General features: G+C 63.3%; 15 protein-coding genes. 12 read left to right on the top strand and 3 right to left on the bottom strand.

Annotated elements, in window-relative coordinates; genetic code table 11:
• Positions 1-4: 4 nt before the first annotated feature.
• Together ACOX7T_RS05775 and ACOX7T_RS05770 are read left to right on the top strand one after the other, a co-directional pair.
• Positions 5-484 carry a sigma-70 family RNA polymerase sigma factor gene (locus tag ACOX7T_RS05775; protein ID WP_433440763.1) on the top strand — a complete coding sequence of 160 codons (480 nt, stop codon included), beginning with the start codon at positions 5-7 and terminating at the stop codon, positions 482-484.
• Complete coding sequence (locus tag ACOX7T_RS05770) at positions 471-1,907, top strand: hypothetical protein (protein WP_433440761.1); 1,437 nt, start codon at positions 471-473, stop codon at positions 1,905-1,907. Before ACOX7T_RS05775 ends, ACOX7T_RS05770 begins: the two co-directional genes overlap by 14 nt.
• Before the next feature lie 46 nt (positions 1,908-1,953).
• Here the strand turns inward: ACOX7T_RS05770 and ACOX7T_RS05765 are convergent, their stop codons facing one another.
• On the bottom strand, positions 1,954-3,168 hold the full coding sequence (locus tag ACOX7T_RS05765) for an NADP-dependent isocitrate dehydrogenase (protein WP_433440759.1): 1,215 nt from the start codon (positions 3,166-3,168) through the stop codon (positions 1,954-1,956).
• A 318-nt stretch (positions 3,169-3,486) separates the two neighbouring features.
• On the opposite strand from ACOX7T_RS05765, the gene ACOX7T_RS05760 reads away from it, so the two are divergent.
• The 7 genes from ACOX7T_RS05760 to ACOX7T_RS05730 all read left to right on the top strand — a co-directional run bounded on the left by ACOX7T_RS05760 (position 3,487) and on the right by ACOX7T_RS05730 (position 10,674).
• Positions 3,487-4,173 (top strand): MerR family transcriptional regulator, encoded by a 687-nt coding sequence (locus ACOX7T_RS05760; protein ID WP_433440757.1) that lies wholly within the window; start codon positions 3,487-3,489, stop codon positions 4,171-4,173.
• A gap of 165 nt (positions 4,174-4,338) precedes the next feature.
• On the top strand, positions 4,339-5,949 hold the full coding sequence (locus ACOX7T_RS05755) for a CTP synthase (RefSeq protein WP_433440755.1): 1,611 nt from the start codon (positions 4,339-4,341) through the stop codon (positions 5,947-5,949).
• Between the two features lie 48 nt (positions 5,950-5,997).
• A complete protein-coding gene (locus ACOX7T_RS05750; protein WP_433440753.1) occupies positions 5,998-6,681 on the top strand; it encodes a DUF2461 domain-containing protein in 684 nt (227 codons plus the stop codon).
• A 78-nt stretch (positions 6,682-6,759) separates the two neighbouring features.
• A complete protein-coding gene (locus ACOX7T_RS05745; RefSeq protein WP_433440751.1) occupies positions 6,760-7,521 on the top strand; it encodes a polysaccharide deacetylase family protein in 762 nt (253 codons plus the stop codon).
• Positions 7,522-7,729: 208 nt separating this feature from the next.
• The gene (locus ACOX7T_RS05740) at positions 7,730-8,371 is read left to right on the top strand and encodes a helix-turn-helix transcriptional regulator (RefSeq protein WP_433440749.1); all 642 of its coding nucleotides are present in this window, start codon (positions 7,730-7,732) and stop codon (positions 8,369-8,371) included.
• Between the two features lie 39 nt (positions 8,372-8,410).
• A complete protein-coding gene (locus ACOX7T_RS05735) occupies positions 8,411-9,829 on the top strand; it encodes a M20 family metallopeptidase (RefSeq protein WP_433440747.1) in 1,419 nt (472 codons plus the stop codon).
• A gap of 134 nt (positions 9,830-9,963) precedes the next feature.
• Positions 9,964-10,674 carry a hypothetical protein gene (locus ACOX7T_RS05730; RefSeq protein WP_433440745.1) on the top strand — a complete coding sequence of 237 codons (711 nt, stop codon included), beginning with the start codon at positions 9,964-9,966 and terminating at the stop codon, positions 10,672-10,674.
• Between the two features lie 51 nt (positions 10,675-10,725).
• Here the strand turns inward: ACOX7T_RS05730 and ACOX7T_RS05725 are convergent, their stop codons facing one another.
• Positions 10,726-12,981 (bottom strand): extracellular solute-binding protein, encoded by a 2,256-nt coding sequence (locus tag ACOX7T_RS05725; RefSeq protein ID WP_433440743.1) that lies wholly within the window; start codon positions 12,979-12,981, stop codon positions 10,726-10,728.
• Between the two features lie 159 nt (positions 12,982-13,140).
• Between ACOX7T_RS05725 and ACOX7T_RS05720 the strand changes: the two genes are divergently transcribed.
• Both ACOX7T_RS05720 and ACOX7T_RS05715 read left to right on the top strand, forming a co-directional pair.
• Positions 13,141-13,818 carry a response regulator transcription factor gene (locus tag ACOX7T_RS05720; protein WP_433440741.1) on the top strand — a complete coding sequence of 226 codons (678 nt, stop codon included), beginning with the start codon at positions 13,141-13,143 and terminating at the stop codon, positions 13,816-13,818.
• Complete coding sequence (locus tag ACOX7T_RS05715; protein WP_433440739.1) at positions 13,815-15,131, top strand: sensor histidine kinase; 1,317 nt, start codon at positions 13,815-13,817, stop codon at positions 15,129-15,131. Before ACOX7T_RS05720 ends, ACOX7T_RS05715 begins: the two co-directional genes overlap by 4 nt.
• 50 nt (positions 15,132-15,181) lie before the next feature.
• Here the strand turns inward: ACOX7T_RS05715 and ACOX7T_RS05710 are convergent, their stop codons facing one another.
• A complete protein-coding gene (locus tag ACOX7T_RS05710) occupies positions 15,182-16,594 on the bottom strand; it encodes a sodium-dependent transporter (protein ID WP_433440737.1) in 1,413 nt (470 codons plus the stop codon).
• Between the two features lie 231 nt (positions 16,595-16,825).
• Between ACOX7T_RS05710 and ACOX7T_RS05705 the strand changes: the two genes are divergently transcribed.
• On the top strand, positions 16,826-18,874 hold the full coding sequence (locus ACOX7T_RS05705; RefSeq protein WP_433440735.1) for an HlyD family efflux transporter periplasmic adaptor subunit: 2,049 nt from the start codon (positions 16,826-16,828) through the stop codon (positions 18,872-18,874).
• Positions 18,875-18,879: the final 5 nt, after the last annotated feature.

Here is an 18,879-nt window from a genome sequence, read left to right as displayed (position 1 = left end):
GCAGATGGATTTGGAGCAGACCATGGCGGAGCACGGGGACTGTATTCTGCGGCTGTGCTTTCTCATCCTGCGGGATCGCGCCACCGCCGAGGACGCCGCCCAGGAGACCTTTCTCCGGGCCTGGCAGAGCTGGGACCGCTTTGACGGGCGGGCGGCGGTCAAAACCTGGCTGACCAGCATTGCCGTCAACGTGTGCCGCCACCAGCTCCGCTCTCCCTGGCGCAGACGCCGGGTGGACTGGGAGGCGCTGGGTGAGCTGGCCGCGCCGGAGCAGCAGGCGGAGGACGGCACTGTGCTCCGCGCCGTGCTGTCCCTGCCGAAAAAGTACAGGGAAATTGTGGTGCTTCACTACTATCAGGGCTTTTCCACACCTGAAATCGCCCGGATGCTCCGCCTTCCCACCGGCACCGTGTCGGTCCGTCTCATGCGGGCCAGAGAAAGGCTCAAGCCCATGCTGAAGGAGTGGTATTATGAAGAAGCATAACATGGCTCAGTCCCTGGACCGGGCTCTGGACGGCCTGCGCTTCCGTGCGGACATGCGGGAGCAGGTGCTTCAGGCGTCGGAACATCCCGTCCGCCGTCCCGGTCTGCCCCGCCGGGCTGCGGCCGCCCTGGCCGTGTGCGCCGCGCTGGTGATTGCCGCCGCAGCGGCAGGCCCCACCCTGTGGAAAATCATTCAGGAGGATTTGGGGTCCCGAGCCCCCTACGTCACCGAGGTGCTGGGTGGCTGTGAGGACCAGGGCGTCCGCATGGAGGTGCAGGCCGCCCTGGCGGACAGCCGCCTCACCCGCCTCTACTTCACCATGGAAGATCTGACCGGGGAGCTCTTTCATGAAGATACCGCCTGCGACCTGCTTCTCTCCCTGGAGACCGGCGGGACGTTCAGCTGGGGCAACGGCGGAAGCGGACTGAAGGTGCTGGACTACGACCCGGAGCGGCATCTGGCCACTCTGGTGTACAGCCGGGGCACCGACGAGCTCTCCCAGGAGCCGCCCACCCGTGCAAAGCTGGATATGACCTACCTTCTCCCCGGGGAACGGTCGGCCCGCATTGCGCTGGACGGCACGGATATTCCCTCTTCCACTCTGGAGAGCACCACGCCGGAAAGCGGCGCGACCGTGCTCCTGCCGGGCCAGACGCCCCTGCTTATTGCAGGGAATGAGCAGCTTCCCGGCGACACACTGTGTCCCGTGGAAGAATCTGACCACCCGGATGTCTTTATCTCCTCCATGGGCTTTGCCACAGACGGACGCTACCATATACGCTTTGCTCAGAGTGCGAAGGTCTCCTCCGCCGATGCGTCGGAGTACGCCGATCAACCGGTTTTCAGCGTTGAATACTACCTCTATGACCCGGAGGACCCCAACCGCTGGCCCAGCCAGGGCGTGGGGGACGCAGTGTGGACCGCTGTGGAGGGGGGCTGGGACGTGTGCCTGCCCAGCCTGACAGAGGATACCCTGCCATATCTGAATCTCCTGGCGCTCCGCGCCCATTACTCTGTGGCCGGCGGACGTATTGAAGGGAATTGGGAAATTACCGTCCCCGTGGAGGCCGTGGAGCAGCGGACCGCCGCTCCGGCAGAGACAGTGCTATTCCCTTATACCCGGAACGGGGAATTGCCCTACGGCCGGGATTGGGACGCCCAACTGGACCAGGTGACCGTCTCTCCTCTCAGTATCTGCGCCGATTTCTCTACGCCTGACGGACAGGAATACCCCTGTCAGCTCACCGGCTCAGAGCTGTCCCTCGCCGTCTCGCTCTCTGACGGTACCACCCTCGCCCCTGCCTACTGTGACGAGGTATGGAGCCAGCGGGTGGGCTGGGTGATGTGGGAGTTCAACGAGCCCATTGATCTGTCGCTGGTGGAATCGGTGACCCTCAACGGGGAGACCATCCCACTGTCATAACAAGACAAGCGCCCCGCGGCCTGGCTGCCGCGGGGCGCTTCTTATTTTACAGGCTCTTCTCCAGATTGGCCTTGATGGCCCGGAGGAACTCCAGGGAGGTGACGCCCTTGGCGGGAGTCTCGCCCTCCCACAGGCCCACCAGATCCTTGGTCATCACGCCGCCCTCGATGGTGGCGATGGTGGCGGCCTCCAGCTTGTCGGCGAAGGTCATCAGGTCGGCATTGCCGTCCAGCTCGCCCCGCTTGCGGAGGGCGCCGGACCAGGCGAAGAGGGTGGCCACCGGGTTGGTGGAGGTCTCCTCGCCCTTCAGGTACTTGTAGTAGTGGCGGGTGACGGTGCCGTGGGCGGCCTCGTACTCGTACTTGCCGTCGGGGCTGACCAGCACGGAGGTCATCATGGCCAGGGAGCCGAAGGCGGTGGACACCATGTCGCTCATCACGTCGCCGTCGTAGTTCTTGCAGGCCCAAATGAAGCCGCCCTTGGAGCGGACCACGCGGGCCACAGCGTCGTCGATGAGGGTGTAGAAGTACTCGATGCCCAGCTCCTCGAACTTGGCCTTGTACTCGGCGTCGTAGATCTCCTGGAAGATGTCCTTGAAGGTGTGGTCATACTTCTTGGAGATGGTGTCCTTGGTAGCGAACCACAGGTCCTGCTTGGTGTCGATGGCGTACTGGAAGCAGGAGCGGGCAAAGGAGGAGATGGAGCTGTCCTTGTTGTACTGACCCTGGAGCACGCCGGCGCACTCGAAGTCGTACACGGTCTGGCGGAACTGCTCCTTGCCGCTCTCATCGGTGAACACCAGCTCAGCCTTGCCGGGGCCGGGCACCCGGTACTCGGTGCCCTTGTACACGTCGCCGTAGGCGTGACGGGCGATGGTGATGGGCTCCTTCCAGGTCTTGACCACCGGGGAGATGCCCTTGACCATGATGGGGGCGCGGAACACGGTGCCGTCCAGAATGGCCCGGATGGTGCCGTTGGGGGACTTCCACATCTCGGTGAGCTTGTACTCCTCCACACGCTGGGCGTTGGGGGTGATGGTGGCGCACTTGACGGCCACGCCGTACTTCTTGGTGGCCTCGGCGGAATCGATGGTCACCTGATCCCGGGTCTTCTCCCGCTCGGGCAGGCCCAGGTCGTAATACTCGGTCTTCAGGTCAATATAAGGCAGCAGCAGCTCGTCCTTAATCTGCTGCCACAGGACGCGGGTCATCTCGTCCCCGTCCATCTCCACCAGAGGGGTGGTCATCTTGATTTTCTCCATCAGGCTTCACTCCTTTGCCGCGATAACGCGTTTGAGTCATTATATCCTTTTTTCCCCTGTTCCGCAAGCATTAAGGGGTGTGGAAATCCTCCTGTTCATAAAAGCCCGGCGGCAGGCGGGATGGGGCTCTCACCTTTCTGTCTCCCCAAAAGCGCCAGCAACATACAATTTTATCCAGAATCTCCGTTATTTCCTCTTTGCCTTGAAATTTCGGAGAGAAACTATATAATTTAGAGCATAGGCGCTCTGGCTGCCCCTCAGCTTCTCTCCCTCTTCAGCGGCGCATTCCCGTCTTCGCGGAAGGATGGTTGTAATTTCATGTACTATAAAATCGGCTCGCTGGCAAAGCGCTTCGGCATCACGCCCCAGGCCCTGCGGTTTTATGAGCAGCACGGCCTTCTGGTTCCGGAGCGCCAACAGGACGGCACCGCCCGGCGCTATCAGGCCCGCAATCTCAAATGGCTGTACAGCATCCGCCGGTACCATGAGCTGGGCTTTTCTCTGGACGAGACCCTCGCGCTTTTCTCCTGTGAGACGCCTGAGGCACTGGGCCGCATGGTGGCGGAAAAGCAGGCGGAGACGGAGCGGGAGCTGGAGTCCCTCACCCGCCGCCTGAAGGCCCTCCAGCGCCAGGAGGCCGACCTGGCGCTGATCTCCCGGCTGCTCTACCGGTGTGAACGCTCCTCCATGCCCCAGCTCTGGCTTCTGGTGGACCAGACCGGCCAGCATATCGACTTCTCCCAGTCCCTTCAGCGGGAGGTTCAGGACTGGATGCTCTGTCTTCCCTGGGTCTATGCCGCTTCTGTGGTGGAGTCCTCCGCCCTGTTTGACCCGGAGCAGACCGGCACCAGGAAAAGCGGCTTCTGTGTGGAGGCGTCTGTGGCCTCAAAAATCGGCCTGTCTCCCGGCGCGCACGCCGTCTCCTTGGGTGGCGGGCCGGCCATTCATACCGTTGCAGTTTTATGTCAACAGAACGCTGATAGAAAATTGGACCTTCTGTCTTGACGGGAGCGGGGAAGAGCGAGTAAAATAAAACGTACCGGACAGCCTGGGTACAGCGTACCAGGGCTGTTTTGCTTTTTGTACGGAATGAAAACAGAATAGGAAGGCAGGGGCAAGGGCGTCCCGGGACAATGGGGTCCCATCTGAAACGATGGGAGGAATTGTAATATGGCAGTGAAGTATATCTTTGTCACCGGCGGCGTGGTTTCCGGACTGGGAAAGGGCATTGCGGCGGCGTCCCTGGGACGGCTGCTCAAGCAGCGGGGCCTGCGGGTGGCCCTCCAGAAGTTCGACCCCTACCTAAACGTGGACCCGGGCACCATGAACCCCTACCAGCACGGCGAGGTGTTCGTCACCGACGACGGCGCCGAGACCGACCTGGATCTGGGCCACTATGAGCGCTTTACCGACGAAAATCTCACCGTCAACTCCTCGGTCACCTCGGGCAAGGTGTACTGGACCGTGCTGAGCCGGGAGCGGAGCGGCGACTATCTGGGGGGCACCATCCAGGTCATCCCCCACATCACCGACGAGATCAAGAGCCGGATCTACCGGGTGGGCCGGTCCGGAGCGGTGGATGTGGTCATCACCGAAATCGGCGGCACCGTGGGCGACATCGAGTCCCAGCCCTTCCTGGAGGCCATCCGCCAGGTGGGCCAGGAGGTGGGGCGTCAGGACGTGATGTACCTCCACGTGTCCCTCATCGTGTCCATCCCGGGCACCGGGGAGCTGAAGAGCAAGCCCACCCAGCACTCGGTGAAGGAGCTGCTGGGCCTGGGCATCCAGCCCGACGTGATTCTGGCACGGAGCGACAGCCCGGTGCCCCGTGACCTGCGGGAGAAGATCGCCCTCTTCTGCAACATCGCCCCGGAGAATGTGATCCCCAACCTAACCGCACCCATCCTCTACGAGGTGCCCCTCATGCTGGAGCAGGAGGGCCTGGCCAGAGCAGTTTGCCGCCGTCTGGGCCTGGGGGATACCGCCCCCGACCTGACCGAGTGGGAAGCCATGGTGGAGCGGGCCAAGCGCCCGGCGGGGACGGTGCGTATCGCCCTGGTGGGCAAGTATGTGGCCCTCCACGACGCCTATCTGTCGGTGGCCGAGGCCCTCACCCATGGCGGCATTGAAAACGGCGTGAAGGTGGACATCAAGTGGGTGGACGCCGAGCAGGTCACCGACGAGAACGCGGCAGACCTGCTGCGTGACTGTGACGGCATCCTGGTACCCGGCGGCTTCGGAAGCCGTGGTGTGGAGGGCAAAATCTCCGCTATCCGGTACGCCCGGGAGAACAACGTGCCCTTCCTGGGCATCTGCCTGGGCATGCAGATGGCGGTGGTGGAGTTTGCACGCCATGCAGCCGGTCTCACCGGCGCCCACTCCGCCGAGCTGGACCCGGCCACCCCCTATCCGGTCATCGCCCTGATGGACGAGCAGCGGAACGTGACCGAGAAGGGGGGCACCATGCGCCTGGGGGCCTATCCCTGCCGCCTGACGGAGGGAGACACCAAGATCCGCAGGGCCTACGGCCAGGAGGTCATCTCCGAGCGCCACCGCCACCGCTACGAGTTCAACAACCAGTACCGGGAGGCCCTGACGGCCAAGGGGCTGGTACTCTCCGGCCTCTCTCCCGACGGCAGTCTGGTAGAGACAGTGGAGCTGCCCGGCCACCCCTGGTTTGTGGGAGTGCAGTACCACCCGGAATTCAAGAGCAGACCCAACAAGGCCCACCCCCTGTTCCGGGACTTTGTGGCTGCTGCTGTGAAAGAGAAGAAGTCATAATATAAATTATGTAAACTGAAATCCTCGGAAAGAGAAAGGAGAACGCCTGTGTTTCAGGGCTTCAGCGACAAGACGATAGATTTTATGTGGGGCATCCGCTTCAACAACGAGAAGACCTGGTTTGAGGCCCACAAGGAGGAGTACCTCACCCACTTCTACAACCCCATGCGGGAGCTGGGGCGGCAGGTGTTCGACGAGATGACCCAGCGGCACGGGGACCTGGGGCTGGTGCTCAAGGTGTCCCGCATCTACCGGGATGCCCGGCGGCTCCACGGCCGGGGACCCTATAAGGACCACCTGTGGCTGTCCATGGAGCGCCCGGGCGGCGAGGAGTGGACGGGCCGGCCGGTGTTCTGGTTTGAGCTGGCCCCCGAGTCCTGGAGCTACGGCCTGGGCTACTGGTGCGCAGGCGCCCTGACCATGGCCAAGTTCCGTGCCCGGCTGGACCGGGACCCCAAGTCCTTTGAGAAGCTGGTGCGGGCCTTCAACAAGCAGAAAGAGTTTGTGCTGGAAGGGGAGGAGTACAAGCGCCCCAAGGGACAGACTACCCCGCTGCTGACCCCCTGGTACAACCGGAAAGGGCTGGTGCTCTCCCGGGAGTGCCCCAACGGCGGCGTGCTCTTCACGCCGGAGCTGCCCCAGGTGCTGGTGGACGGGTATAGCTTCCTCCTGCCCTACTACCGCTACTTCCTCTCTCTGGAGGGGGACCCGGACCCCAGGGACGGACAGTAAACAAGAAAAAATTGCATCACAAAAAAAGCCGTCCGCCGCACATACTGTCTTTGAACAGACAGAAAGGCGGCGGACGGGATGGAAAACAGGCAGTACAGGCGAAAATTTGCTCTTTTGAGCGGTGCGGCGGTCCTGGCGCTGGCCCTTACGGCGGGGGCTGCGCTGAGGGCCGCTTTGCCTGCCGCCGTCACGGTGGAGAGCACCGCCCAGGTGCCCGTGCTGTCCGAAGACGGGGAGCAGAAGCTCATCGCCCTCACCTTTGACGACGGACCCCGACGCTCCACCACCACCGCCCTGCTGGACGGGCTGGCGGAGCGGGGGGTACACGTCACCTTCTTCCTCATCGGCGCCCAGGTGGAGGGCAATGAGGACATTGTCCGCCGCATGGAGGCAGAGGGGCACCAGGTGGGCATCCACACCTATGACCACATAAAGCTGACCGGACTGAACCGGGCGGACTTTGATGCCCAGGTGGGCCGCACCCGGGACCTGCTGGCGGGCATACTGGGGCACCGGGATTTTCTTCTCCGGCCGCCCTACGGCATGACGGACGCCTCGGTAAAGGCGTGGGCGGAGTGCCCCATCATCATCTGGTCCATTGACCCGGAGGACTGGCGGGACCAGAACACACCCCGGGAGGTAGCGGAGGTGACGGCCCAGGCCAGGGACGGGGCCATTGTCCTCATGCACGACATCTTCCCCGCCTCGGTGGACGCCGCCCTTCAGATTGTGGACCAGCTCCACGCCCAGGGCTACCTTTTTGTCACGGTAGAGGAGCTGTTCGCCGCCCGGCATATTTCACTGGAGTCCGGAGAGAGCTACTCCAATGCCTACCCATGAAACAGCTGAGCCATTCAGGCCTGACGCCCCCGCATCTGCGGCGGGTGCCAGGCCTGTTTCTGTACTGCGGTGTCTTCCGTCAAACGGCCCCGGCAGAGCGCGTCCAAATCCCTTGCTTTTTTTGTCAGCCCGGGGTACAATATGAATACTTTAGCTGTGAAATGCGGTATACTGCCGTTTCCAAAAGTTCCGGAAGGAGGAACTCCCGATGACGCGGGAAGAGGCGTTTGAATTTCTGGACCGGACCGCCCGGGGCATTGCGGAGATGTTCGGCAGCTCCTGCGAGACCCTGGTCCACGACATGGGGGATCCCACCCACCCGATTTTGTCCATCTATAACGGACATATCTCCGGGCGGACGGTTGGATCCACCATGGACATCCTGGGCACCGACCTGGCGCTGGACGAGACAGCCCTGGTAACCGACTTTGTCAACCTGTATGCCACCACCCCAAGCGGCCAGCAGATCAAGAGCAGTACCTTCCACCTCATCGGGGACGGGTACAATCTGGCCCTGGGCATCAACTTTGACTACACCTCTCTGGTGTACGCCAACCGGATTCTGGTGGACCTGATGAGCGCCGAGGCCGACCTCCAGAGCGCCATGTGGCGGGGCGGGGACAGCCAGCTCTCCGCCATCTTTGACGAGTGCGTCAGCGCTGTGGGTAAGCCGGTGTCCGCCCTGACCAAAAAGGACCGGATGAAAATTATCGCACTTTTGGAACAGAAAAACGCCTTCTCCTACCGCAAGTCGGTGCCCTTTGTGGCCCGGCGGCTCCAGGTGTCCCGGTACACGGTGTACAAATACCTGGGGGAGCTGACCGGCGGCGGAGAGGAAGAGGAAAAATAGACTGATACCCGGCCAGGCCGGAAACAAGGAGGAACTTCCATGATGAAATACGAGGAGCAGATTCGCGCCTATTTTGATGACCCCGCCAAGCAGAAGGAGCTGGTGGCGGCGGTGTGCCGTCTGGTGTCCATCCGCAGTGTGAAGGGTGAGGCCCAGCCGGGCATGCCCTTCGGCGAGGGTCCCGCCCGGGCCCTGGACGAGGCCCTGAAGCTGTGCGATGAGCTGGGCTTTGCCACCAAGAACCACGACGGCTACGTGGGCACCGCCGAGCTCAACGACAAGGACACCATTCTCCACATTCTGGCCCACATGGACGTGGTGGGCGAGGGCAAGGGCTGGGACACCGACCCCTACGGCCCTGTGGAGAAGGACGGCGTGCTCTATGGCCGGGGCGTGGCCGACGACAAGGGCCCCGCTGTGGCGGCTCTCTTTGCCATGAAGTGCGTGAAGGACCTGGGCATTCCTCTGAACCACTCGGCCCGCATGATCCTGGGCACCGACGAGGAGTCCGGCTCCGAGGACATTGCCCACTACTACGCCACCGAGCCCTACGCCAAGTACACCTTCTCCCCTGACGCGGACTTCCCCGTCATCAATATCGAGAAGGGCCACTATCACCCCGACTTCGGCAGCACCTGGGCCAAATCCGAGGCCCTGCCCCGGGTGACCGAGCTGAAGGGCGGCTTCCGCACCAACGTGGTGCCGCCGGAGGCCCAGGCCTTTGTGGCGGGCATGCTGGTGACCGATATCGGCCCCCACGTGGAGCACCTGAGCCATGAGACCGAGGCCACCTTCACCCTGGAGGCGGAGGAGGGCGGCACCCGTATCCTCTGCGCGGGCAAGAACGCCCACGCCGCCAGCCCTGACGGCGGCAACAACGCCATCACCGCCCTGCTGGCTCTGCTGGCTCACCTCCAGCTGGCCGACTGCGGTAGCACCGCCGCCATCAAGTCCATGCACCATCTCTTCCCCCACGGGGACACCAGAGGCAAGGCCCTGGGCATCGCCCAGGAGGATGAGCTGTCCGGCCACCTGACCCTGAACCTGGCCCTCATGACCCTGGACGAGACCGGCTTCAGCGCCAAGTTTGATGTGCGCTTCCCCATCTGCGCCAACGAGGACAACTGCAAGAAGGCCTGCGAGGCCTCCTTTGCCGCCCACGGCATCTCCGTCACCGGCGACGGGGACATGACCACCGTCCACCACACCGACGCCAACTCCCCCTTTGTCCGCACCCTGCTCACCTGTTATGAGAACTACACCGGCGTGAAGGACGCCAAGCCCCTGGCCATCGGCGGCGGCACCTATGTCCACGATATCCCCGGCGGCGTGGCCTTCGGCTGTGAGCTGCCCGGCTCCGATCCACGGATGCACGGCCCCAATGAGCGCATCCCCGTGGCCGACCTGGTGCTCTCCTGCAAGATCTTCGCCCAGGCCATTGCCGAGCTTTGCGGCTGAGAAACCCGTCAGCCTGGAAAGAAAACCATTCCCCGTCCCGCGCATTGACAGAGCGGAGTGTTCCGGCCTGCCTGAAGCGCCGGAGCCTCCCTCTGGACAAGTTGCACCATATACAGAGAATGGAGGAACTGAGAATGAAGAAACTGCGCAAGCTCACCCTGCTCACCCTGGCTCTGTCCCTTGTCCTGTGCCTGACCGGCTGCGACCTCTTCGGCGGCGGCGTCACCAAGGAGGATGCGGTGGACTATGTCAAAGCCCAGATGGACGTGATTTACAAGGGCGAATTCCAGGGCTATCTGGACCTGGTGGCCGACTCCACAGAAGAGGAGTGCCAGGAGGCTTATGACAGCAAGATGACCGCCGAGGCGGAGTATCTGATGAGCTGCCTGGCCATCGAGTACCCCACCGAGGAACTGACCGCCCGCTTCGCCGACCTCTACCGGCAGATCTTTGCCAAGGCGGACTACACGGTTCAGGAAGCCAGCAAGCTGGACGACGGCAGTTACTCCGTCAAGGTGGTAGTGAAGCCCATCGACATCATCGACCAGCTCAACAGCGCCTGGTATGACTTCAGCGAGGAGTTTGAGGCCAAGTATGCCGACGTGGACCCCAATGCCATGACCGACGCCGAGTGGGAAGACTGGTATGTGAATACCTATGATGCCGACTACGGCCAGAGCCTGGCCGACCTGCTGGAGTCCCTGATTCCCTCCCTGGGCTACATGGAGGAGACCTCCATCCTGGTGCAGGTTCAGCCCGACGAGGACGGTTACTACTATCTCAGCGACGACGATTTCTCCAACCTGGACTGGCTTGTGGTCTATTACGACAGCCTGGGTACCTAAAGAGAACATAAAAAGCGGCCGTCCGGCATTTGCCGGACGGCCGCTTTTGTGTTATTCCGCCAGATAGAGGGATACCTTTTCCACCACAGCCGCAGCGGCATCCTCGGGTGTGAGGGAGCCGCTGAGCAGGCCGGGAATCTGGTCCAGCACAGCCTCCTTCACCACCTGGTCGGTGAGGATGGGGGTGTCCAGCGTGCCGCACAGGTCCAGGAAGCCCATGTCGCTGACCACGCTTCCGTCCTCCGATGTCAGAGTCTCCTGCACCAGCTTCTCCAGAGAGCTGCCGTTGACCGGGAAGCCGTCGGAGAGATAGGAGTCCTGTACGGTGGGGGAGAGCATCATCTCCACGAAGCTGGCGGCCAGCTCCTGCTGGCTGCTGGTGGACAGAATGCCCACAGCGCCCACCGGGGTGTACTGGCCCCTGCCAAAGAGGCTGTCCAGCCCGTAGCCGTTCCGGGACAGACTGGAGCAGATATTCTCCAGGCCGTAAATGCCGGACAGGGTGGAGGCGTGGAAACGTGCCCGTCCCGCCTGCAGATCGTAAGGGCCCATATCCAGCATTTCATAGCCGCCGTTGGAGCTGACGGATGCCACCATGGTGAAGGCGGCGTCGTCCGACTGAGGCGTGTAGCGCTTTACACTCTCATCCAGGGCCAGGACGGTGCGGAAATAGTCGGCCAGGGCAGCTTCATCCACGCCGTCCTGGATGAGAAAGGAGGAAGCGCTCACGTCATAGAACTCCATCAGCATACCGGTGCCCTCCTCGTCCCACAGGGTCTGGGGCGCACGCAGGAAGGGCGGATCGTCCTTCTCTCCCGCCTCGGTCAGCTTCAGAAGGGCCTCCAGGGAGGTGACGGACGCAACCTCATCGGGTTTGCCCATCATAACGGGCAGAGTAAACCGGGCGGGAGCGCCGTAAATCTTCCCGTCTCTGGCATAGGCGCCCATCAGGTTGGACATGAGCCCGTTCTCAGCCACCATGCGGTCAATCAGAGCGGTTATGTCTGTCAGAACGCCCTTTTCGATGTAGGAGTCCACAGGCAGGCCGTCCAGCAGCAGAATGTCCGGCCCGTTTCCGCTGAGAATCTCGGTGTTCAGCGAACGGATAATGTCCTCGGTGGTGGCAGAGGCGTTCTCGTCCAGGGCCACCCGGAAGTTGACCCGCACATTGGGGTTGCGGCGCTGGAACTCGCCGATGGTCTGCCGGATGGTGCTGTTGTCCTTGAGGGAGAACACGGTCAGCTCGGTATCCGGGTTGGTGGGGGTGTTGGGGTCAAAGACATAGTACATGAGCTGGTAGCTGTTCTCGCCGGTGGAGAGCAGGGCGTGGAAGCCGTCGCCGCCGTCGCCCGTCAGACCGGCAATGGTCACGTTGGGCATGACCAGAGTGGTCAGGCCGCCGTCCACCAGCCGCTCCCACAGCTTGCCGTCCAGGGACTGGCGGTAGATGCCGGAAGTGTCGGCCAGGAAAATGCCGTCACCGTCCATCCCAACGGCGGTGAGAAAGCCCAGACCGTCGTAGCTGTATGTGCCGCTCTGCCTGCCGGTGTCCAGGTCATAGGTCACCAGGGCGCTGGAGTCCTGATTGAGCATGATGAGGGTGTTCTCCCAGACAGCGGTGCTGCCCGGCATGGGCATGCCGGGGTATTCGGCCACCAGCGTACCGTCCGTCGAGTAGCGGGAGGCCCCGGGCGTGCTGAACATCAGCAGGAAGCCGTCGGAGAGGGGGACAATGCCGGAGACATATTTCTGGCCGTCAAAGGTGACCACACTGCCGCCCTCCTCCGAAACAGAGACATCGGCGGGTACTCCATCGAGGACAGCGGAGTTGGCTGCACCGGCAGCGCCGCCTTCGGGCGTCTGCTCAGGCGCGGCCAGGTCTGGAATGTCAATCTGCTCAAAGGTTACCCCGTCGGTGCTGCGGGCCACCAGAGAGCTCTTCGTGCCGGAGGCATAGAGGACATAGATGGTGCCGTCCGCCCCTTCGGTCAGGGCCCGTACATAGCCATTCTCGCCCAGCAGAGCGGGCAGGCCCTCCAGAGCCGTGCGCTGGGGCTCGCCGCCGTCGGCGGGGAACACATAGCGATAGTATCCCAGCCCATTCTCATCTCCGGTCTGGGCCAGCAGGGAGAGGTCGCCGTTTTCCTGCCGCCGGAGGCCTCCTGCCAGATACATGTTCTCCAGGACGGGGCCCTGTTCCTCAATATAGCGGCCCATGGCGGTCTCGCTGCCGCTCTCCTGGCCGCAGCCCGCCGCCAGTCCCAGCAGCAGAGTCAGAGACAGGGCCAGTGCGATGATTCGTTTCATAAGTCAGCTCCTTCCGTTGTGGTGAGGCCAGCATAGCACGGCTTTCTGTAAAAAACCTTTAAGCGGGACGGGGAATGAAATTTCAGGGAAATGGCCGCTTCTTATAGATTTCTTAGAGAAGCGGCTGGTATACTGATACCAAGGAAGGAGGGGAAACCCTTGCACATTCTCATGGTAGAGGACGACGCCGACCTGTGCAGCGCGGTGGAGATCCATCTGAAGAAGGTGGGGCACACCGCCGACATGGCCCACGACGGGGAGGACGGGCTCCACTTTGCCCTTCAGAACGCCTATGATCTGATTCTTCTGGACCGGATGCTGCCGGGCATGGACGGCCTGGAGCTGGTTTCCAGGCTGCGGAAGGCGGGCATTACCGCGCCGGTGCTGATGGTCACCGCTCTGGACGGGGTGTCCGACCGGGTGGACGGGCTGGACGCCGGGGCGGACGACTATCTGACCAAGCCCTTTGCGGCCGAGGAGCTGCTTGCACGGATTCGGGCCCTGGCCCGCAGACCGGTCCAGTGGGAGCAGGGCGGCGTCCTGAGCCGGTGGGGGCTGGAGCTGGACGCCAAGCTGTGCACCCTGTTGGGGCCGGGCGGCTCCTGCTCCCTCTCCAAGCGGGAGAGCCGCCTGCTGGAGATTTTCCTCCGCAACGCCGGACAGACCATGACCCGGGAGCTGCTGCTGGCCCGGGTGTGGGGGCCTGACGCGCCGGTGGAGGAGGGCAATCTGGACAACTACATCCACTTTCTCCGCCGCCGGCTGTCGGCGGTGGGCAGCGGTGCCCGGATTGTCACCGTCCGGGGTGTGGGCTACCGGCTGGAGGAGGGCGCATGAGCGGCGCCGCCCGCAGACAGGAGGCTCTGCTCCGGCTGCGCCGCCGGCTGACCCTGCTGGCCGCCGGACTGACCGGGGCGGTGCTGCTGGTGATGGCTCTGGTGGCTCTGTCCATCGCGGAGGAGCAGCTGCGGGTGAGCCGGGAGTCGGCCTTTCAGAGCAATATCAACGCCATTGTGGCCAAGATTCAGGCCGACCGGATTATCTCCACCGAATGGCTGGCCCAGACAGAGGCCACCGACCGGCTCATCATCGCCCTGTGGGACGGAGGGGCGCCCCTGCGCTTCTCCGGCGCCTGGACGCCGGAGACCGGCCGGGAGACGCTGATCCAGCGGGCACGAGAGGAGGGCACGGTCAGAGGTGTGGACGTGGACGCCCGGCCCCTCTCGGTCATCGAGACCACCTCCACGCCGCCCTTTGAGGTGGCCGGGGACCATGGGGACCGGTATCTTGCCGCCGTGGTGCTCATCCCGGCCCACGACGGCTGGCAGAGCCTGGTGCTCCTCCGGGACATGACGGGAGCGGAGCGGCAGGTGCTGCTGCTCCGGGCGGCCTTTGCCGGACTGGTGGTCCTGGGTGTGGCAGCCCTGCTGGGCCTGTGCTGGGTGCTGGCAGGCCGGGCTATGGCCCCTGTTGAGGCCAGCCAGCGGCGGCAGGCGGAGTTTGTGGCCGCCGCCTCCCATGAGCTCCGGGCGCCTCTGGCGGTGATCCGCACCAGCGCCTCCGCCCTGCGTGTGGAGCCGGAGCGGGTAAACACCCTGACCGACGGCATCGAGCGGGAGTGCGCCCGCATGGCCCGGCTGGTGGAGGATCTGCTCTCCCTGGCGGGCATGGATGCGGGCACCTGGTCAATCCGGCGGGAGCGGGTGGACCTGGATACCCTGCTGCTGGAGACGGCTGAGGACTTCTATCCCATCGCCCGGCGGAAGGGGCAGACCCTGGCGCTGGAGGTACCCGACGAGCCCCTTCCGGCTGTGACGGGAGACCCCCAGCGGCTGCGGCAGATTCTCTCCGTGCTGCTGGACAACGCCTGCTCCTATACGCCGGAGGGCGGAACCATTACTCTCTCGGGGACGGTGGAGGGCCGCTGGGCCTGCCTGCGGACAGCGGACACAGGGCCGGGTATCGGACCGGAGCACCTGCCCCATATCTTCGATCGCTTCTACCGGGCGGATACCGCCCGCACCGGCAAGGGCCACTTCGGCCTGGGGCTGTCCATCGCCCGGGAGCTGGCCCGGCTCCATGGCGGGGAACTGTCGGTGGAGCGCACCACGCCCCAGGGCACTGTGTTCCTGCTCCGACTGCGCCTGTAAAAGAAGAAAGAGAACGCCGCGCTGCTTTGCAGCGCGGCGTTTTTGCATACTCAGGCGCCGAGAAGCTTCATAAGAGCGGCACCGAACTTGTTCCAGTAGCCCATGACAAAGATGATGAGCACCAGCAGAGGCAGCACATAGCGGAAGTAGGGACGGAACCGGGCGGGGAAACGGATGCCCTCGCCGGCGTCCGCCTCGGCCAGGAAGTTGTCCCAGCCCCAGCCGTGCTTGGAGACGCAGAAGAGCAGATACACCAGGCTGCCCAGGGGGAGCAGGTTGTCGGAGAGGATGAAGTCCTCCAGGTCCATGACCACGGTGCCGTCGCCCAGGGGGTTGAAGCCGGACCACAGGTTGAAGCCCAGCAGGCAGGGCAGGCTGAGGATGAAGATAACCACCATGTTCACCAGCACCGACTTCTTGTGGCTCCAGCCCCACTTGTCCATGGGGAAGGTGATGATGTTCTGGAACACGGCGATGACGGTGGACAGGGCGGCGAAGGACATGAACACGAAGAACAGCGCGCCCCACAGACGGCCCAGAGGCATGGCGTTGAACACGTTGGGCAGGGTAATGAAGATCAGGTTGGGGCCGCTGTCGGGCTGGATGCCGAAGGCGAAGGCGGAGGGGAAGATAACCAGACCCACCACAAAGGCCACAAAGGTGTCCAGAATGCCCACGTTGATGGCCTCGCCCATGAGGCGGTGCTCCTTGCCGATGTAGCTGCCGAAGATGGCCATGGCGCCGATGCCCAGGGACAGGGTGAAGAAGGACTGGCCCATGGCGGCGAAGATGGCCTCGCCCAGGATGAAGTTGCCGTTGGCGTCGTACATCAGGTTGTGGAAGTTGGGCTTAAGGTAGAACTCAAGGCCGGCCATGGCGTTCTCCAGGGTGACGGAGCGCACCACCAGCACAATCAGAATGGCCAGCAGCATCACCATCATCACCTTGGTGATCTTCTCCACGCCGTCCTGCAGGCCCAGAGAGCACACGCCCATGCCGATGAGGATGACCAGAATCATGAACACCAGCATGAGGCCCGGGTTGGACAGCATGCCGGAGTAGATGTCCTGGACGGCCTGGGTGTCAGCGCCCACAAAGTCGCCCTTGGCCATCTTGATGCAGTAGAGAATCATCCAGCCGGCCACGGTGGTGTAGAACATCATGAGCATGTAGTTGCCCGCCATGCCGAACCAGCTGTACCAGTGCCACTTAGTGCCCTTGGGCTCCAGCTTGTGGAAGCTGGTGGCGATGCTCTGGCGGCTGGCACGGCCCACGGAGAACTCCATGGCCATAATGGGCAGGCCCAGAATCACCAGGAACGCCAGATAGATCAGCACAAAGGCGGCGCCGCCGTATCTGCCTACAATGTACGGGAAGCGCCACACGTTTCCCAAACCGATTGCGCATCCCGCCGAAATGAGCACAAAGCCCAGACGGGAGGCAAAGGTCTCTCTCTCATTCACAGGAAACCCTCCTTACATCTTTATAAGAGATATCGTGAAAACACACATTGAGTTATGATAGAGCATTTGGCAGGGAAAGTCAATCTTTCACCGGGACAATTGGGGAAAAGACGGGGAAAAAACAGAGGAAGAGGTTTACAAAATGTTTTAAAACAGGAGGTGAAATTTCCAGATAGTTTAGAGAATGGTTTTGTATGCTTATTCCACTGATTTGAATTCGGAGGGATACCCATGGCGTGGAACACGGCGGAACGGATACAGGAAGAGCGGGCGCGGCTGGCCACAGGGACCCCGCCGGAGCACAGAATGAAGCACAACCTTCAGCGGAAGGCGGCCAAGGCCCTGGCCGGCTTTTTTATCCTCATGCTGGTGCTGACCCTTCTGTCCCGGGCGGCCTACGGCATCACTGTGGCCCGGGTGGAGACGGAGAAGAGCAAGAGCGGTATCCTGACCCAGCGCTGCACCATAACCGGCGCCATCCAGGCCATGGGCGACCTGACGGTGAACCTGCCGGAGGGACTGGAGGTCAGCCGGATAACGGCGGTCCAGGGACAGTCAGTCCAAGCGGGAGATACCCTGCTGGAGCTGGACCAGGAGAGTCTGGCCCGGGCCGTGGAGATCCTGGAACAGGAGCTGGCCCTGCTGGACCTGAAGATTGCCAACGCGGCGAAGGGGCAGACTTCAGAGGGGACGGACGCTGTTCTCGCCGCCCAGGACAATCTGGAGACCGCCAAGACCACCCTGGAGCGGGCTCAGGAGGACTACCAGCGGCTGACCGAGAGCCGTGGGGTGACGGAGGACCGGGCCGCCCAGGACCTGACGGAGGCGCAGGAAAAGGTAGCTCAGGCGGAGGCGGATCTGGCGGAGGCAAAGGTCAAGGCCAAGGAGGCGTTGGTCAAGGCGGCCAAGGAGGCGCTGGAGACGGCCGAGGACAACCTGGAGACGGTGAAGGAGTCGGCGGCTGAGGCGGAAGATGCCGCCCAGCAGAGTTTGGATGCGGCTCAGGACCAGCAGAGCAGCGCGGACACCTCCTATTATGCTGCTGTCAACACCTATAACCGGGCGGTAGAGGCGGAAAAGCAGGCCCAGGCGGATCTGGATGCCGCCCTGGCCCAGGGGGACGAGGAGGCCATTGCGGCGGCCCGCACTGCCCTCCTCCAGGCCCAGAGCAGCAAGGACCAGGCAGAGGCCAGCATGAACAGCCTGGCAGACGCCAGTTCCACTGCCTACAATGCGGTGAAGCGTGCCAAGGATAACCTGAAAAAGGTCAAGGAAAAGTGGGCGGAGAAGATAGAGGAGGCCGAAGCGGAGGTAAAAACGGCCGAGGAAAAGCTGGAAGAGACGGAGAAGCGTACCGACGTGAGCGAGGAGACCCTGGTGGTCACCGCCCAGTCCGCCCTGGACGCCGCTCAGCAGGGGCTCCGGACCGCCCAGCGGGCGTCAGAAGATGCCGCCTCCGCCACTGAGGATCAGCTGCTCACCGCCCAGCGGGCCATTGAGACCGCCCAGCAGGGACTTGAGAGCGCCCAGCGGGGGCTGGAGAGCGCTCAGCAGCAGGCGGAGAACGACAGGAGAACCGATGCCGCCTCTGCCCGGCAGGCGGAGATTGAGCGCCTGGGCTATGTGAGCCAGCGCCGGGAGAAGCAGGAGACCCTGGATATCCTTCGGGCCGCCCAGGAGGCCGGGGGCCGGATCACTGCGCCCATCGGGGGCACGGTGAAGAAAATCCGTACCGAAACCGGCGTGACTCAGGCCGGGGAGCAGGCGGCAGTCCTCTCCCGGGGCGACCTGGGGTACCAGTTTACGGGCACCCTGGACCAGAAGGAGGCCGAGCAGCTGGCGGTGGGGGACGAGGGCTCCCTCTCCTTTACCAGCCAGGGCAAGAATCAGAGTGCCAAGGTGACCATCACCTCCATCAGCGGGGCGGATGACAAGGGACAGGTGACCGTGACGGCGGCGCTGGAGGGAACCGGCTGGGCCGGCGGCGCATCTGCCAAGCTGGAGATCACCAAGCGCAGTGAGCAGTACAACACCACCCTGCCCCTGGGGGCCCTGCGCAGCGGCCGGAACGGGGAGTTTGTGCTGGTGCTGCGGGAGAAGCAGACCGTTATGGGCATGGAGCAGACGGTGGCCCAGGTGCCCGTCACAGTCAAGGCCAAGGACAGCGAGCGGGTGGCCGTGGAGGCGGACGGCCTGCTTCCGGAGGACCAGGTGGTGGTGAGCAGCAGCAAACCCATCGACCATGAGGACCGGGTGCGGGTGCTGGACGAGACGGCGTAACCGGA

The sequence above is a fragment of the Pseudoflavonifractor sp. genome (assembly GCF_050943825.1).
Lineage (GTDB): Bacteria > Bacillota > Clostridia > Oscillospirales > Oscillospiraceae > Pseudoflavonifractor.
This window is presented reverse-complemented; position numbering and strand designations above follow the sequence as displayed.

What these genes read in the sequence shown, in the direction of transcription:
- ACOX7T_RS05775 (WP_433440763.1), top strand. Translation starts at nt 5, where the DNA reads ATGGATTTGGAGCAGACCATGGCGGAGCACGGGGACTGTATTCTGCGG.
- ACOX7T_RS05770 (WP_433440761.1), top strand. Translation starts at nt 471, where the DNA reads ATGAAGAAGCATAACATGGCTCAGTCCCTGGACCGGGCTCTGGACGGC.
- ACOX7T_RS05765 (WP_433440759.1), bottom strand. Translation starts at nt 3,168, where the DNA reads ATGGAGAAAATCAAGATGACCACCCCTCTGGTGGAGATGGACGGGGAC.
- ACOX7T_RS05760 (WP_433440757.1), top strand. Translation starts at nt 3,487, where the DNA reads ATGTACTATAAAATCGGCTCGCTGGCAAAGCGCTTCGGCATCACGCCC.
- ACOX7T_RS05755 (WP_433440755.1), top strand. Translation starts at nt 4,339, where the DNA reads ATGGCAGTGAAGTATATCTTTGTCACCGGCGGCGTGGTTTCCGGACTG.
- ACOX7T_RS05745 (WP_433440751.1), top strand. Translation starts at nt 6,760, where the DNA reads ATGGAAAACAGGCAGTACAGGCGAAAATTTGCTCTTTTGAGCGGTGCG.
- ACOX7T_RS05740 (WP_433440749.1), top strand. Translation starts at nt 7,730, where the DNA reads ATGACGCGGGAAGAGGCGTTTGAATTTCTGGACCGGACCGCCCGGGGC.
- ACOX7T_RS05735 (WP_433440747.1), top strand. Translation starts at nt 8,411, where the DNA reads ATGATGAAATACGAGGAGCAGATTCGCGCCTATTTTGATGACCCCGCC.
- ACOX7T_RS05730 (WP_433440745.1), top strand. Translation starts at nt 9,964, where the DNA reads ATGAAGAAACTGCGCAAGCTCACCCTGCTCACCCTGGCTCTGTCCCTT.
- ACOX7T_RS05725 (WP_433440743.1), bottom strand. Translation starts at nt 12,981, where the DNA reads ATGAAACGAATCATCGCACTGGCCCTGTCTCTGACTCTGCTGCTGGGA.
- ACOX7T_RS05715 (WP_433440739.1), top strand. Translation starts at nt 13,815, where the DNA reads ATGAGCGGCGCCGCCCGCAGACAGGAGGCTCTGCTCCGGCTGCGCCGC.
- ACOX7T_RS05705 (WP_433440735.1), top strand. Translation starts at nt 16,826, where the DNA reads ATGGCGTGGAACACGGCGGAACGGATACAGGAAGAGCGGGCGCGGCTG.